The 13359-nt window shown below is 62.4% G+C and carries 17 protein-coding genes; 3 read left to right on the forward strand and 14 right to left on the reverse strand.

Annotation, left to right across the window (positions count from 1 at the left end; all coding sequences use genetic code 11):
• Nucleotides 1-28 precede the first annotated feature (28 nt).
• Together NKJ84_RS11185 and NKJ84_RS11190 are read right to left on the reverse strand one after the other, a co-directional pair.
• A complete protein-coding gene (locus tag NKJ84_RS11185; protein WP_352506492.1) occupies nucleotides 29-487 on the reverse strand; it encodes a YbaK/EbsC family protein in 459 nt (152 codons plus the stop codon).
• Between the two features lie 118 nt (nucleotides 488-605).
• Nucleotides 606-884 (reverse strand): helix-turn-helix domain-containing protein, encoded by a 279-nt coding sequence (locus NKJ84_RS11190; protein ID WP_352506493.1) that lies wholly within the window; start codon nucleotides 882-884, stop codon nucleotides 606-608.
• Between the two features lie 315 nt (nucleotides 885-1199).
• On the opposite strand from NKJ84_RS11190, the gene NKJ84_RS11195 reads away from it, so the two are divergent.
• Entirely contained in the window at nucleotides 1200-1385 is a 186-nt protein-coding gene (locus NKJ84_RS11195; RefSeq protein WP_352506494.1) for a hypothetical protein, read from the forward strand.
• 127 nt (nucleotides 1386-1512) lie between these two features.
• Here the strand turns inward: NKJ84_RS11195 and NKJ84_RS11200 are convergent, their stop codons facing one another.
• The 7 genes from NKJ84_RS11200 to NKJ84_RS11230 all read right to left on the reverse strand — a co-directional run bounded on the left by NKJ84_RS11200 (nucleotide 1513) and on the right by NKJ84_RS11230 (nucleotide 6446).
• Entirely contained in the window at nucleotides 1513-1854 is a 342-nt protein-coding gene (locus tag NKJ84_RS11200) for a hypothetical protein (RefSeq protein WP_254817569.1), read from the reverse strand.
• Between the two features lie 74 nt (nucleotides 1855-1928).
• The gene (locus tag NKJ84_RS11205) at nucleotides 1929-2471 is read right to left on the reverse strand and encodes a MerR family transcriptional regulator (RefSeq protein WP_254817568.1); all 543 of its coding nucleotides are present in this window, start codon (nucleotides 2469-2471) and stop codon (nucleotides 1929-1931) included.
• Nucleotides 2472-2713: 242 nt separating this feature from the next.
• Nucleotides 2714-3037, reverse strand: coding sequence for an integration host factor subunit alpha (locus NKJ84_RS11210; RefSeq protein ID WP_023717292.1), 324 nt, complete (start codon nucleotides 3035-3037; stop codon nucleotides 2714-2716).
• Nucleotides 3038-3141: 104 nt separating this feature from the next.
• Nucleotides 3142-4113 (reverse strand): beta-ketoacyl-ACP synthase III, encoded by a 972-nt coding sequence (locus NKJ84_RS11215; RefSeq protein ID WP_352506495.1) that lies wholly within the window; start codon nucleotides 4111-4113, stop codon nucleotides 3142-3144.
• 9 nt (nucleotides 4114-4122) lie between these two features.
• Nucleotides 4123-5193: a phosphate acyltransferase PlsX gene (plsX, locus tag NKJ84_RS11220; RefSeq protein WP_352477175.1), complete on the reverse strand. Its 1071-nt coding sequence runs from the start codon at nucleotides 5191-5193 to the stop codon at nucleotides 4123-4125.
• 123 nt (nucleotides 5194-5316) lie between these two features.
• The gene (locus NKJ84_RS11225) at nucleotides 5317-5865 is read right to left on the reverse strand and encodes a YceD family protein (protein ID WP_352477174.1); all 549 of its coding nucleotides are present in this window, start codon (nucleotides 5863-5865) and stop codon (nucleotides 5317-5319) included.
• A 41-nt stretch (nucleotides 5866-5906) separates the two neighbouring features.
• The gene (locus tag NKJ84_RS11230) at nucleotides 5907-6446 is read right to left on the reverse strand and encodes a ubiquinol-cytochrome C chaperone family protein (protein WP_352506496.1); all 540 of its coding nucleotides are present in this window, start codon (nucleotides 6444-6446) and stop codon (nucleotides 5907-5909) included.
• Nucleotides 6447-6560: 114 nt separating this feature from the next.
• Here NKJ84_RS11230 and NKJ84_RS11235 point away from each other — a divergent pair, with 114 nt between their 5' ends.
• Nucleotides 6561-7094: an outer membrane protein assembly factor BamE gene (locus NKJ84_RS11235; protein WP_352506497.1), complete on the forward strand. Its 534-nt coding sequence runs from the start codon at nucleotides 6561-6563 to the stop codon at nucleotides 7092-7094.
• Between the two features lie 123 nt (nucleotides 7095-7217).
• Here NKJ84_RS11235 and NKJ84_RS11240 read toward each other — a convergent pair whose 3' ends face one another.
• Both NKJ84_RS11240 and NKJ84_RS11245 read right to left on the reverse strand, forming a co-directional pair.
• The gene (locus NKJ84_RS11240; RefSeq protein WP_352506498.1) at nucleotides 7218-9359 is read right to left on the reverse strand and encodes a sodium-translocating pyrophosphatase; all 2142 of its coding nucleotides are present in this window, start codon (nucleotides 9357-9359) and stop codon (nucleotides 7218-7220) included.
• Nucleotides 9360-9611: 252 nt separating this feature from the next.
• Entirely contained in the window at nucleotides 9612-10112 is a 501-nt protein-coding gene (locus NKJ84_RS11245; protein WP_352506499.1) for a DUF2165 family protein, read from the reverse strand.
• 79 nt (nucleotides 10113-10191) lie between these two features.
• Here NKJ84_RS11245 and NKJ84_RS11250 point away from each other — a divergent pair, with 79 nt between their 5' ends.
• On the forward strand, nucleotides 10192-10425 hold the full coding sequence (locus NKJ84_RS11250; protein ID WP_352506500.1) for a hypothetical protein: 234 nt from the start codon (nucleotides 10192-10194) through the stop codon (nucleotides 10423-10425).
• Nucleotides 10426-10451: 26 nt separating this feature from the next.
• On the opposite strand, the gene NKJ84_RS11255 is transcribed toward NKJ84_RS11250, so the two are convergent.
• The 3 genes from NKJ84_RS11255 to NKJ84_RS11265 are packed head-to-tail and all read right to left on the reverse strand — an operon-like array spanning nucleotide 10452 to nucleotide 13323.
• Nucleotides 10452-11216 carry an ABC transporter permease gene (locus tag NKJ84_RS11255; protein ID WP_352506501.1) on the reverse strand — a complete coding sequence of 255 codons (765 nt, stop codon included), beginning with the start codon at nucleotides 11214-11216 and terminating at the stop codon, nucleotides 10452-10454.
• Nucleotides 11213-12151 carry an ABC transporter ATP-binding protein gene (locus tag NKJ84_RS11260; protein WP_352506502.1) on the reverse strand — a complete coding sequence of 313 codons (939 nt, stop codon included), beginning with the start codon at nucleotides 12149-12151 and terminating at the stop codon, nucleotides 11213-11215. The genes NKJ84_RS11255 and NKJ84_RS11260 overlap by 4 nt, the downstream gene beginning before the upstream one ends.
• A complete protein-coding gene (locus NKJ84_RS11265; RefSeq protein ID WP_352506503.1) occupies nucleotides 12148-13323 on the reverse strand; it encodes an ABC transporter permease in 1176 nt (391 codons plus the stop codon). The genes NKJ84_RS11260 and NKJ84_RS11265 overlap by 4 nt, the downstream gene beginning before the upstream one ends.
• Nucleotides 13324-13359 lie beyond the last annotated feature (36 nt).

Below are 13359 nucleotides of genomic sequence, written 5' to 3' on the forward strand. Positions count from 1 at the left end.
CAGCGGATCCCACGACCCGGGTAAATGGCTACTGGCACACATCCACCCACTCGGCGTCGACGAGTTCGGCCAGGCGTTGCGGGCTGAGCCGTACGGCGGCATTCGTCGCGCCTGCCGCCGGGACGACCTCGTCAAAGGCGCTCAGCGAGATGTCGCAGTAGACCGGGAGCGGCGCCGGTAGGCCGAATGGGCACACCCCGCCGACGGGATGACCGGTCGCGGCAAGCACCTGTTCGGCATCCAGCATTCGCGCCTTGCCGCCGAACCGGTCCTTGAATTTGCGATTGTCCAGCCTGGAGATCCCGCTGGCCACGATCAGCATCGTCTGGTCGCCGGCGCGCAAGCAGATCGTCTTGGCAATCTGCGCTGGCGCTACGCCATGCGCTTCGGCGGCCAGAGGCACTGTCGCCGAGCTGGCTTCCGTGACGATAACGTCGATGTCGGGCGCGTGTGCGTCGAAAAAGGCGCGAACGGATTCGAGGCTCATCTCCGGCAATTTCCGTCTGGCGTCGCCTGGCGGCCGGCAAGTCCACTACGTGGCCGAAAAAACGAAGCCCGCCAGGGCGACCCATGGCGAGCTCGTGGAATAAAAGCATGACACGTCGCTACGACACGGATCGCCTTTTGACAGGCAACACGGCTTCGTCAAACAGAGCGCTTTCCGGAAGTTGAAGCGCGGAGGCAATACGCCGACGTTTCGAAGGATCGGCATCCTTGCCGCTTTCGATGTCGGCAATCTCATAGGCTGCCAGCCCGCACGCCAAGGACAGCTCTTCGATGCTGTATCCACGGGCTTCCCGGGCGGTGCGGACGGCACTGCGTTCAGGCGTAACCGCGCTCGCCGCCAGGTCGGAGTAAGGTTCGCGTTTTGCTATTTGGGGCATTGGCAACTCCGTGGGATGAAAGAGTTAGATCAAATCATGTTGTTGCCTGAGACGATCGGGAGAATGCCCGCTCGTCGGTGATTTGCCAAGCATCAAAGATAGCGTCACGGCATCGTGAACCGACGCCGGAATCAATGGCGGATGCCGGTGCGCCGACATCTGGCCGGATCATCGGCAGACACGGTTCGGAAACAAAATTCTACAGGCCGGAAAAACTGCCGAAAACTTCAAGGCGATAGTCGCAACCGCACCGATCGGGTCACCGACTGAATCGGTGACGCTTAAATTCCGCCTGCGCAAAAAGGAAACGATGTCATGAACAAGCCTCTTCTCTCCGCCCTTGGACTTGCAATCGCACTTGCCCTCTCGATGCCGATCATCGGCGCAAGCAGCGCGAATGCAACGACGATGCACACCACCGTCAAGAAGCATCACCGCCATCACCGCCTCCACCGCCACTACCGCCACCATCACAAGAAGGTTGTGGCGAAGAAGTACTGAAAACACCCTCGGACGAACAACCGGCAAACAAGGCATTCTGGCCCTTGATCAAGGGCGGCACGCTTACCGGGTTTGGCGTGTCGGCGAACAATGGCGGCGGTCCGCTGACCGCCGCCATTTGCTTATCTCAACGTGCCGATCTTGAACGCGCCCGCGGTGCTTGTTGCTGCCGGCCGCCGAGGAACAGACTGGCGACGAGCCCGACCACAACCAGTCCGACAGCGGCCGCCGTCGCCGGGTGATCTCGGGCGGTCTTCTCGATCGCCCGGCCTTGCCTTCTGATTGCCGGCAAGGCGTCGCCGAGGCGCTCAGTGATATCCGAATAATAATCCGATGCGGTATCGCGCCCGTCTTCGTAAAAGGCGCCGCCCCGCTTTAACACGGCTTTCTTCAAGGTGGCCAGTTCCCTGGTCAGGGCCGCGACCTGCTTGTTCAGATCGGTGTCGGAGATGCTCGAAAGCGATGGCATGACGTGCTTCCTTCATATGTAGAAGGAAGCCTAACGCATGACCCTGAAGACCGTTCCGGTCAGCCCGGCGGGCTCTAGCGAACCTGATCGAGCAGGCGCTTGCATTCCAGGAGGTCGAACAGCGCCTCCTGCAGCAATGCGCGATTGTCACGGGAAAGCTTTGACGTGTCCGGCGGAACCGGACCTTCCTCGTCGGTCTTGCCGATGCCGAAAAAACGACGGCTGGGTTTCACCCTCGGTTGGCCGACCAGCATTTCGTCGTCCGGGCCGCGCGGCTGCGCCGCTTGCGTCAGCGGTACCGTGTCAGCCTGTCGGCGCTGCGAGATCGCCTCGACCGCCGCCATGTCGCCATTGCCGACGGCGATCAGAAACTGGTTGCCGTTCTCGCGCAACAGCTTCTGCACCCCCTTGATCGTATAGCCCTGATCGTAGAGCATATGGCGAATACCCTTGATCAGTTCGACATCCTGCGGGCGGTAGTAGCGGCGGCCGCCGCCGCGCTTCATCGGCTTGATCTGGTTGAAACGCGTCTCCCAGAAGCGCAGCACGTGCTGCGGCAAATCCAGATCCTCCGCGACCTCGCTGATGGTGCGGAAAGCATCAGGGCTCTTGTCCATGGACGAATCCTCACGCTAGAGCATGATCGCGAAGGCGGGAACCGGGTTCGGGCGACGTCACGCTTGACAAAGAGAGCAGCTTTCCGTCCCGCCGGAACGGATCACACCCAAATACCGATCCGGCCTACCGAATCGCATCTATTTCAGCGGTTTATGAAACAATATTCAAGCCCAGCGCAAAAGCACGGCTCGTTTTTCAACCGAAGCCTGGAGCATGATTCTCAGCAAAGTGGATCGGGCGTCTACTTGCTGCCCTTGGCTTTGCTGTTTTGATGGGAGCGCAGGATACGGTTCTTCAGCACGTTCGACGACTTGAAGGTCATCACCCGGCGCGGCAGGATCGGCACTTCCTCACCGGTCTTGGGATTGCGCCCGATGCGCTCGTTTTTGGAGCGGACGTGGAAGGTCGCGAAGGACGACAGCTTCACCGTCTCGCCGCGAACGATCGCCTCGCAGATCTCATTCAGCACCGCCTCGACAAGCTCAGCCGATTCAGTACGCGACAGCCCAACCTTGCGGTAAACGGCTTCGGCGAGGTCGGCGCGCGTAAGTGTCTTTCCCCCCATACGAACCGTCCCATCAGCTCAAAAACATAAATCGATACAAGCAACGGCAGAACCTAAGTAATTGATCCGTCAAGGTCAAGGACCCGAACCCGATAGTTCGGCACTTACCAGCGGAGCAGGACCGCGCCCCAGGTGAAGCCGCCGCCCATCGCCTCAAGCAGTACCAGGTCACCCGTTTTGATGCGACCGTCGGCGACGGCCGCGGACAGTGCCAGCGGCACGGAAGCAGCGGAGGTATTACCGTGCAGATCGACGGTCACAACCACCTTCCGCTCCTCTATCCCGAGCTTTTTGGCCGAAGCGTCAATAATTCGTTTATTGGCTTGATGCGGCACGAACCAGTCGAGATCGGCGGCGCTGATGCCGGCCTGTGCGAACGTCGCCTCGATGACGTCGGTGATCATGCCGACCGCATGCTTGAACACTTCGCGGCCTTCCATCCTGAGGTGCCCGACCGTTCCGGTGGTCGACGGCCCACCGTCGACGAAAAGCTTGTCCTTGTGGATGCCGTCGGAGCGCAGGCTGGCCGCCAGAACGCCTCGGTCGGCGATGCCGCCTGCTCCCGTGCCTGCTTCCAGCACCATCGCGCCGGCGCCGTCGCCGAACAAAACGCAGGTCGAGCGGTCGTTCCAGTCGAGAATGCGCGAAAATGTTTCCGAGCCGATCACCAGCACCCGTCTGGCCAAGCCGCCGCGGATATAGAGGTCGGCGGTCGTCACTGCATAGACGAAGCCGGAGCAAACCGCCTGCAGGTCAAAGGCAAAACCGTGGTGCATGCCGAGCCGGTTCTGGATCTCGACCGCGGTCGCGGGAAAGGTGTTGTTGGGCGTCGAGGTCGCCAGCACGATCAGGTCGATGTCGTCCGCCATCAGGCCGGCGCTGTCGAGGGCTGCGCGCGCCGCCGCCTCGCCCAGCGAGGCCGTCGTCTCGTCGTCGGCCGCGATGTGGCGCTGGCGAATACCGGTGCGCTGGACGATCCACTCGTCCGATGTCTCGACCATGCCTTCGAAATCGGCATTCTTCATAATGCGGCGGGGCAGCGCGGCGCCCGTGCCGCGCACGACTGATCTGATCAATGCTCTTTCCTATTCCTTTGCGTCGATGACGACGTCGGATTTCCGGATTGTCTGGGCATTCGGATTGCGGGCATGGAACAGGTCGAGATCGGCTTCAATGCGGTCAAGCAGATTGTTGCGTACCATGTCGTAGCCAAGCTCGATCGCCGCCGCAAAGCCATCCGAATCAGCCCCGCCATGGCTTTTCACCACGATGCCGTTCAACCCGAGGAAGACGCCGCCATTGGAGCGGCCGACATCCATCTTCTCGCGCAGGCGATTGAAGGCGGTCTTCGCGAAGATATAGCCGATCCTGGCCATCAGCGTCCGGTTCATCGCCGCGCGCAGATAGCCGGCGATCTGCCTGACCGTGCCTTCCGCCGTCTTCAGCGCGATGTTGCCGGCAAATCCTTCGGTAACGACGACGTCGACACTGCCCTTGCCGATGTCGTCACCCTCGACAAAGCCATGGTAGTTCATCGAGGCCATGTTGGCCTCGCGAAGCATGCGGCCCGCCTCCTTGACCTCCTCCTGACCCTTGATCTCCTCGACGCCGACATTGAGCAGGCCGACGCTCGGCCGTTCGATGCCGAAAACCGAGCGCGCCATGCCGGTGCCCAGAATGGCAAAATCAACCAGTTGATGCGCATCCGCGCCGATAGTGGCGCCGACGTCCAGCACCACGCTTTCGCCGCGCAATGTCGGCCAGAGCGCTGCGATTGCCGGGCGATCGATGGTCGCCATGGTGCGAAGGCAGAACCTGGACATTGCCATCAGCGCCCCGGTATTGCCGGCTGAGATGCAGGCGTCGGCAGTGCCTGCCTTGACCGCCTCGACGGCCTTCCACATCGATGATTTCCAGCGACCATGGCGCAGCGCCTGGCTCGGCTTGTCGTCCATCCGGACTGCGATCTCGCAGTGGATGAACTCGCTCACGTCCGCCAGCTTGGGGAATTTGGCGAGTTCGGGCCGTACCACTTCTTCGCGCCCATAAATGACGAAGCGTATGTCCGGACGGCGGGTGGCGACAGTCATGAGCGCCGGGATGACCACGCTTGGCCCGTGATCGCCGCCCATGGCATCGATGGAAATCCTGATCACGCGGTGTTCATCTCACGGTTGCTTGGCCAGCGGGCTTGCCAAGGTACGGGGCTCGCGAAGGTTCGGCGAAAATAACGGTTTTGGGCTGCCGCACAACCAACTTTTCTCAAATTGGATCAGCTATCAGGATTTTCCCAACAGTGATCTCAGCTTTTGCTGGAATTCATTCTCCACAGGCTCGGCATCGCCGGCAGCCTCCAGCGACACACCGGGCTTGCGCGGATAGGGATCGATCGCCAAGCCAAAGAACTGTTCGGCAAGCGCCCCGACGTCGATGGCGTCGCCGGAAAAGGTTTCCGGGCTGTCCGGCCCTTCGGCGTCGAGCAGGATCTCACCGCCGCCGTCGAAACCTTGCCGCCCGAGTTTGGATTGCTCCGGCAGGAACAGCGCTTCGACCGGCTCGTCGATATGCGCCTTGACCGGGTCGAGGGTGACGATGCAGGCCTGCGTTACATCGGCCTCGACATGGCCGCTGACTTTCACCCCGTTGCGCTTCCAAGGCTCGACCAGGAGTTCGGCGCGATAGTTTTCTACCGAAAGCAGCTCGTGCTCGGCGGCCAGCAGGGCGCGCTGCCCGGCGTCGGCATCGATCACCACCGGCAGCCCCTTTTGCGGCAGCCGAGCGACATTTGCCCGGAATGACACTGGGCTGTGGATATCAGGACGTTTCATCTTCGCCTCCACTTCGCCATCTTCATTCGGCCTGCCGCCGCTCAAGCGTTGGCCACGGGAAATACCACCGTGCCGGAAACGATCGATTCGGTCGGCTGTTCCGTGAGTTGCCTGGATGCATTGGCGGCATAGAGTGCCAGCTGCGACGCTTGCGGCCAGGCGCCGGCATCGGGCCTGACATTGCGGGCAAGGGCGGCGGCAAGTGCATCATGGTCATTTCGTTGCAGTGCATCGTCATAGGCGGCGGTGCGGCCGTAGAACATCTTCGCCAGTTTCCGCATGCGCTTCGGCACGCCGACGTCGCCAATGCCCAATTCCCGCAATGAATGTTCGACATCCATGAAGAACTCGTCGATCAGCACCTGCGCAACCTCTGCCGCCGCACCACCCTCGCCGCGCAACCGGTGCTGGAACAGGAACATGTGCAACGACAGCATCTCGAAGCGGCCGAGCGGTGTGTCCGGCACGTTCCAGGCGGAATAAAACACCGTTTGCCGCGCCGCCGCCACGATTTGTGCGTAAAGCGCCTCGGTGATGGCGCGGTTGGCATGTCGTTCGCGGCCAAAGAGGCGCTGGAACATTTGAGGGTGGTCTCCCGGGACCGTTTGTTGAAGTGGCCTTGTTGCATCGGCAAGCAAGCTGGTTTACCGGTTTTGCGGCCCAGCGCAAGTTGCGGCCAGCTTATGGAGTTGTAGTTGCGCGCGCTGAAATTCAAGTCGACTTTCCTGCCCAGGCCCACCGGTGCGGTTCCGCTGCTGGTGATCGCTGCGGCGCTTTCCGCCTGCAATTCATCCAAGATGATCGGCGATCTCAATCCGAGCGAGACGCTGACGCAAGGCTACGTCATCGACCAGCAGGCGATCGACCTGGTGCCGGTCGGCTCAAGCCGCGAACAGGTGCTGCTGGCGCTCGGCACTCCCTCGACGAAAGCGACCTTCGACAACGAGGCCTTTTATTACATTTCGCAGACGCGCAAGCGCTACGTCGCCTTCGACAAGCCGCGGCTGGTCGACCAGCATGTACTGGCGGTCTATTTTGGCGATGATGGGCGCGTTACGCAGATAGCCAATTACGGGTTGAAGGACGGCAAAGTGTTCGACTTCATCTCGCGCACCACGCCGACCGGCGGCAAGGACCAGAACTTCCTCAGCCAGATCATCAGTGGCGCCAGCAAGCTGGCGCCTGGTGTTCCCGGCGCCAGCGGCGGCAGCTCGCTCGGCGGCACCTGATCCACCCAGGGTGTCGGCTTCCTTCCGTTCCTTTCGCTTCCCTGTAAGCGGCACATCTCAGGCAATGAAAAACCCGCGGGAGCGATCCCGCGGGTTTTTGTCTTAAGGTCGTAGCGACCGAGCTTAGCCGTGCGCGAGAACGGCCAGCAACAGCAGCGCGACGATGTTGGTGATCTTGATCGCCGGGTTGACCGCCGGGCCGGCAGTATCCTTGTAGGGGTCGCCGACCGTGTCGCCGGTTACCGAGGCCTTGTGCGCTTCGGAGCCCTTCATATGCTTGACGCCGTCCTTGTCGACAAAACCATCTTCGAACGACTTCTTGGCGTTGTCCCAGGCACCGCCGCCGGAGGTCATCGAGATGGCGACGAAAAGGCCGTTGACGATGACGCCGAGCAGCGAGGCACCGAGCGCGGCAAAGGCGGATGCCTTCGAACCGGAGATCAGGAGGACGCCGAAATAGACGACCAGCGGCGCCAGCACCGGCAACAATGACGGAACGATCATCTCCCGGATCGCTGCCTTGGTCAGAAGGTCGACGGCGCGCGCATAGTTCGGCTTCGAGGTGCCGGCCATGATGCCCGGATCCTCGCGGAACTGCTTGCGCACCTCCTGGACGATAGCACCCGCGGCGCGGCCGACGGCGGTCATGGCGATGCCGCCGAACAGATACGGGATCAGGCCGCCGAAGATCAGGCCGGCGACGACGTAAGGATTGGAGAGGTCGAAGGAGACGTCGCCCATGCCCTGGAAGTACGGGTATTTGTCGCCATTGGCGGCAAAGAACTTCAGGTCGTTAGAATAGGCCGCGAACAGCACCAGCGCGCCGAGGCCGGCCGAGCCGATGGCGTAGCCCTTGGTTACCGCCTTGGTGGTGTTGCCGACAGCGTCAAGCGCGTCGGTTGACTGGCGCACTTCCTTGGGGAGGCCCGCCATTTCGGCAATGCCGCCGGCATTGTCCGTAACCGGGCCGAAGGCATCGAGCGCGACGATCATGCCGGCGAGGCCGAGCATCGTCGTCACCGCGATCGCCGTGCCGTAGAGGCCGGCAAGCTGGTATGTCGAGATGATGCCGCCGACGATGACGATCGCCGGCAACGCCGTCGCTTCCAGCGAGACCGCGAGGCCCTGGATGACGTTGGTGCCGTGACCGGTGACCGAGGCCTGGGCGATGGAGTTCACCGGACGCTTGTTGGTGCCGGTATAATATTCGGTGATCACCACGATGAGGCCGGTCACCGCAAGGCCGACAAGACCGCAGATGAACAGGTTCGTGCCGGTAATAGCCATGCCGGCGACGGTGCCGATCTCCCCCCAGCCGATACATGCCGAAGTGGCTACGGCAAGGCCGACAATCGACAGCAGCCCGGTCACGATCAGGCCCTTGTAGAGCGCGCCCATGATCGAGCCGCTGGAACCAAGCTTGACGAAGAAAGTGCCGACGATCGAGGTGAGGATGCAGGCGCCGCAGATGGCCAGCGGATAGAGCATGGCCGCGCCGAGAACGGCGGTGCCGCCGAAGAAGATGGCGGCGAGGACCATGGTGGCGACCACAGTCACTGCATAGGTCTCGAACAGGTCGGCCGCCATGCCGGCGCAATCGCCGACATTGTCGCCGACATTGTCGGCAATGGTGGCCGGATTGCGTGGATCGTCTTCGGGAATGCCGGCTTCAACCTTGCCGACGAGATCCCCGCCGACGTCGGCGCCTTTAGTGAAGATGCCGCCGCCGAGACGGGCGAAGATCGATATAAGCGAGGCGCCGAAGCCGAGCGAAACAAGCGAGTCGATGACGACGCGATCGTTTGGCTGCAGACCCATGAAGTGGGTCAGGATCAGGTAGTAGATGGAGACGCCGAGAAGGGCCAGGCCAGCAACCAGCATGCCAGTGATGGCGCCCGACTTGAAGGCGATCTCAAGGCCGGCAGCGAGGCTGTTGGAAGCCGCCTGCGCGGTGCGCACATTGGCCCGCACCGAGACGTGCATGCCGATGAAGCCAGCGGCACCCGACAGAACGGCGCCGATCAGGAAGCCGATGGCGGCGGTAATCGAAAGCAGCCACCAGGCGAGCAGCAGGACCACGACACCGACGATGGCGATGGTGGTGTACTGGCGCGCCAGATAAGCCTGCGCGCCTTCGCGGATGGCCGCGGAAATTTCCTGCATGCGTGCATTGCCCTGATCGGCCGCGAGAACCGAACGTGTCGCCCAGATGGCGTAAAGGACTGAAAGCAGACCGCAGGCGATGACAGCTGAAATTATGGTCATTGCCGAATTTTCCTCGATTGGTGGCCCAAAAGAACCCCTCCCCGGGCCGTTGAGACAGGGGACGAATTTCCGCAACCGGAATCCGTCCCTTCGCAGCGGCTTATGCGAAACAGGGCTCGGAACGTCAAGATATTGTTCGGTTCTTGTCCGGCTTTCGCCCAAAAGATCCCGGGTTTCGCCCAAAAGGCTGGACGGCAGTGCGCCTGTCGACACCGCCATCCGGTTAGATCGATTGAAATCGACGAAGGGCCGTCAAGCTTTGCGCGGGTCGCCGTCCGGCTGGACGACGAAGACCAGCACCACCAGCATGGTCATGTAGAATTTGAACGCCGCCTCCTGACCATTCCATGTCGAAGACTGCCACATGGCAAACCACTCGCCGCCAACGACCATGAAGCCGAAATACCAAACGAGAAAGCCAATTGTGGCGGCAATGATGGCGAACTTCTTGGCATCGTTGAAAGCCTGTCCGCTGGCGTTGCGCGCCTGCCAAAGTTGCCAGGCGGCGATCAGGTACAGCAGGCAGGTCAGCGCCTCGCCAAGGATGATCAGCCAGTAGCCTGCCGTCCACAAGGCCGGGTTGGTGATCGAGCGGTACATCAGTGCGTTGCCGGGAAAGGTCGTGTCCATGCTCAGCACATGCTGGACAAAGGCGAAGTTTGAGCCGTAATCGGTGATGTTGCCAAAGGCGACGAGGAAGGCGAAAGCCGCCAGACACAAACACATGACGATCTTGGAGAAACGCGCGGTCATGGCAAGAACTCCTGCTGAAAGATCGGGGGATCACACTCATCAATCGCCGAGTCCCGAAGATCGCGCAACGGGTGGCCCAGTGATCATCGTACTCACAGCCATTGCAAGACATTATGCCGGCAAGCAAGACATTGCCGAGACTGTCGAAGCCCTCGATCTCGATAGTGATTGCGCTGTGGGCGACTTGGTCTCTGTGGTTAGAGCCGGTACACAGCACGATTTCGCCGTCATCCGCCGCCGCTGGATCGCCAGCGGGACGGGTATGGCGCTCGAACTGACGCTTGATCATCCGGCGCGTTCGATCGGCCGCTGAAAGGAACGAAGCTCGCTCGGAGAGGCTTACTCCGCCTCGCGTCCCATGCGCCGCGCTGTGCGGCGCTCGATCGCCGACAGCCCGTCATAGATCAGTACGGCAAGGGCGGCGACGATCAGGCCGCCCTGCAGGATGAAGGCGAGGTTGTTCGACAGCAGGCCGGCGATGATCACCTCGCCCAATGTCCTCGCCGCAACTGTCGAGCCGATGGTCGCGGTGGCAAGGCTGATCACCACCGACAGCCGGATACCGCCGAGAATGGTCGGCGCGCTGAGCGGCAGCTCGACCTTGACCAGCCTTTGCCAGCCAGTCATGCCGGCGCCACGCGCCGCCTCGACGACGTTGGCCGGCAGCGTCGTCAGGCCGGTCAGCGCGTTCTCGAAGATCGGCAGCAGGCCATAGAGAAACAGCGCAATCAGCGTCGGCTTTTCGCCGAAGCCGACCGCCGGCACGGCAAGCGCCAGCACCGCCACCGGTGGAAAGGTCTGGCCTATATTGACCAGGCTGCGCGACAGCGGCAGGAATTCGGCGCCGGCCGGCCTGGTGACCAAAATGGCGAGCGCGACCGCAACGATCGTCGCGGCAACCGTCGCGATCAGCACGGTCCGCAGATGCAGCAGCGTCAGCGTCAACAGGCTGCCCTGATTGTAGATTACCGGCGCGTTGTTCTCTGTCAGCGGCTTCAGCAGCGGTTCGAACCAGCCGGGATTGGTGACGAAGGCGATAAGCACCACCACCAGGGCAAGCCTGAGCAGTGATGGAAGCCAAGCCTTGAAGCCAGCCTCTTTCATGCCGGTCTCGCCGCGCGCTTAACTAGCCCGTCCACCGTGACGCGGCCAAGCGGCTTGCCGTCGGTATCTGTCACCGGCAGCGCAGGGCGGCCCGACCACAGGAGTTCGGCGAGCGCGTCGCGCTGGCTGGCGTCACCGGGGATCGCCTCGCCTTCGGCGGTGCCGTTTTCCACCGCGTCGCGGACCCGGCCAAGCGACAACAGCCGGAACGGTTTTTCGCTGGCACCTACCAGGGTTTCGACAAACGTGCTGGCCGGTTTCGCCAGTATTTCGGCCGGCTCGGCATATTGCACCACTTTGCCGCCGTCCATCACGGCGATCTTGTCGCCCATGTGAACGGCCTCTTCCATATCATGGGTGACCAGGATGATGGTGGTGCCGAAGCGCTTCTGGATTGCCAGCAGATCCTCCTGCGCCTTGTTGCGGATAATCGGATCGAGCGCCCCGAACGGCTCATCCATCAACAGCACGTTGGGTTCCGCGGCAAGCGCCCGAGCGACGCCGACGCGCTGCTGCTGGCCGCCGGAAAGCTCGTGCGGATAGCGTGGCCCGTAGTCTTGCGGGTCGAGCTGGTATAGCGTCATCAGCTCGTCGACGCGGGCCTTGATGCGGTTGGCGTCCCAGCCGAGCAATACCGGCACAGTGGCGATGTTCTGCGCCACCGTGCGATGCGGAAACAGGCCGTGGCCCTGGATGGCATAGCCTATGCTGCGGCGCAGCTCATAATCCGGCACCGAGCGGTTGTCGACGCCGTCGAGCTTGATCACGCCCGATGTCGGCTCGACCAGCCGGTTTATCATGCGAAGCAGCGTCGTCTTGCCGGAGCCGGAGGTGCCGACGATGACGGCGATGCTGCGCGGCTCGATTACCATCGACACGTCGTTGACGACTGTCGTCTCGCCATAGCGCTTGGTGATGCCTTCGATCTCGATCATGCCGTTTCAACCCTGCGCTTGCTGGCGCTCATTTGGATCACTGCATCGAGGATGATGGCGGCGGCGAAGGCCAGCGCCACCGTCGGCACGGCGCCGAGCAGCACCAGGTCCATCGCCGTCTGACCGACGCCCTGGAACACGAACACGCCAAAGCCGCCGCCGCCGATCAACGCGGCAATCGTGGCGAGGCCGATATTCTGCACCAGCACGATGCGGATGCCGGTGAGGATCACCGGGAAGGCGAGCGGAAACTCGACGCCGAACAGCCGCTGGCGGTCGGTCATGCCCATGCCGCGCGCTGCGTCGTTGGCGGCACGCGGCACACCGGCAAGGCCGACCACGGTATTAGTCACCACCGGCAGCAGCGAATAGAGGAACAGGGCGACGAAAGCCGGCGCTGTGCCGATGCCGCGAATGCCGAGCGCGGCAGCACCCGGCACATGCGAAGCGACCCAGCCGAGCGGCGCGATCAAGAGGCCGAACAGCGCGATCGAAGGAATGGTCTGGATGATGTTCAGCACGTTGAGCACGCCGGCCCGCAATTTCTCGACGCGATGGCAGAGGATGCCAAGCGGCAGGCCGATAATCACTGCTGCCGCCAGTGAACCCAGCGCCAGCGTAACGTGCTTGGAGCCTTCCGCCCAAAAACTATCGGAGCGATTGAAATATTCCTTGAGGATCGACAGGCTGTTCCAGCTCCCCGAGACGAGCAGCAGGCCGATCGCCGCTGCGGCGACAACAAGCACGCCGACCCGTGCCCGGGGCGACAGGTTCAGTCTTGTGAGCACGTCGGCGAGCAGAAGGGTGAAGGCGAAGATAAGCAGCCAGAAGCCCGAAGCCGGCGAGATACGGGCGAAGGTGTTGCCTGCGGGCGTCAGGAAGCTGCCGGCAACGCCGATCAGCAGCGCCAGCGCCGCAAGTGCAACCGCACTGGCGGCGAGGCGCAGAGCAAGCGGCGTTTTCAGCAGCGCAATGAGCGCCGCTGCGACAACAATCGCCATCAATAGCGGACCGACCGCCGCGGGCAAAGATTCGAGGATCGAGCGCGCCTCGCCGGGTACGATGCGATTGGCACGGAAGGTGGCGAATGGCGCCGCGAAAGCCGCATAGGCCGATATCGCCGCGATGACCACGCCAAGCTTGTCGAACCGGATGCGCACGCCCTCCCCCATCGGCCGATCCGGCGCACCTTGAAGCGGAGCGCCGGA

This window comes from Mesorhizobium sp. M0048 (assembly GCF_040323405.1).
Classification (GTDB): Bacteria; Pseudomonadota; Alphaproteobacteria; order Rhizobiales; family Rhizobiaceae; genus Mesorhizobium.

Bases quoted from the DNA above. Each gene is read 5' to 3' on its own strand.
- NKJ84_RS11185 (WP_352506492.1), bottom strand. From the start codon at position 487: ATGAGCCTCGAATCCGTTCGCGCCTTTTTCGACGCACACGCGCCCGAC.
- NKJ84_RS11190 (WP_352506493.1), bottom strand. From the start codon at position 884: ATGCCCCAAATAGCAAAACGCGAACCTTACTCCGACCTGGCGGCGAGC.
- NKJ84_RS11195 (WP_352506494.1), top strand. From the start codon at position 1,200: ATGAACAAGCCTCTTCTCTCCGCCCTTGGACTTGCAATCGCACTTGCC.
- NKJ84_RS11200 (WP_254817569.1), bottom strand. From the start codon at position 1,854: ATGCCATCGCTTTCGAGCATCTCCGACACCGATCTGAACAAGCAGGTC.
- NKJ84_RS11205 (WP_254817568.1), bottom strand. From the start codon at position 2,471: ATGGACAAGAGCCCTGATGCTTTCCGCACCATCAGCGAGGTCGCGGAG.
- NKJ84_RS11210 (WP_023717292.1), bottom strand. From the start codon at position 3,037: ATGGGGGGAAAGACACTTACGCGCGCCGACCTCGCCGAAGCCGTTTAC.
- NKJ84_RS11225 (WP_352477174.1), bottom strand. From the start codon at position 5,865: ATGAAACGTCCTGATATCCACAGCCCAGTGTCATTCCGGGCAAATGTC.
- NKJ84_RS11230 (WP_352506496.1), bottom strand. From the start codon at position 6,446: ATGTTCCAGCGCCTCTTTGGCCGCGAACGACATGCCAACCGCGCCATC.
- NKJ84_RS11240 (WP_352506498.1), bottom strand. From the start codon at position 9,359: ATGACCATAATTTCAGCTGTCATCGCCTGCGGTCTGCTTTCAGTCCTT.
- NKJ84_RS11245 (WP_352506499.1), bottom strand. From the start codon at position 10,112: ATGACCGCGCGTTTCTCCAAGATCGTCATGTGTTTGTGTCTGGCGGCT.
- NKJ84_RS11255 (WP_352506501.1), bottom strand. From the start codon at position 11,216: ATGAAAGAGGCTGGCTTCAAGGCTTGGCTTCCATCACTGCTCAGGCTT.
- NKJ84_RS11260 (WP_352506502.1), bottom strand. From the start codon at position 12,151: ATGATCGAGATCGAAGGCATCACCAAGCGCTATGGCGAGACGACAGTC.
- NKJ84_RS11265 (WP_352506503.1), bottom strand. From the start codon at position 13,323: ATGGGGGAGGGCGTGCGCATCCGGTTCGACAAGCTTGGCGTGGTCATC.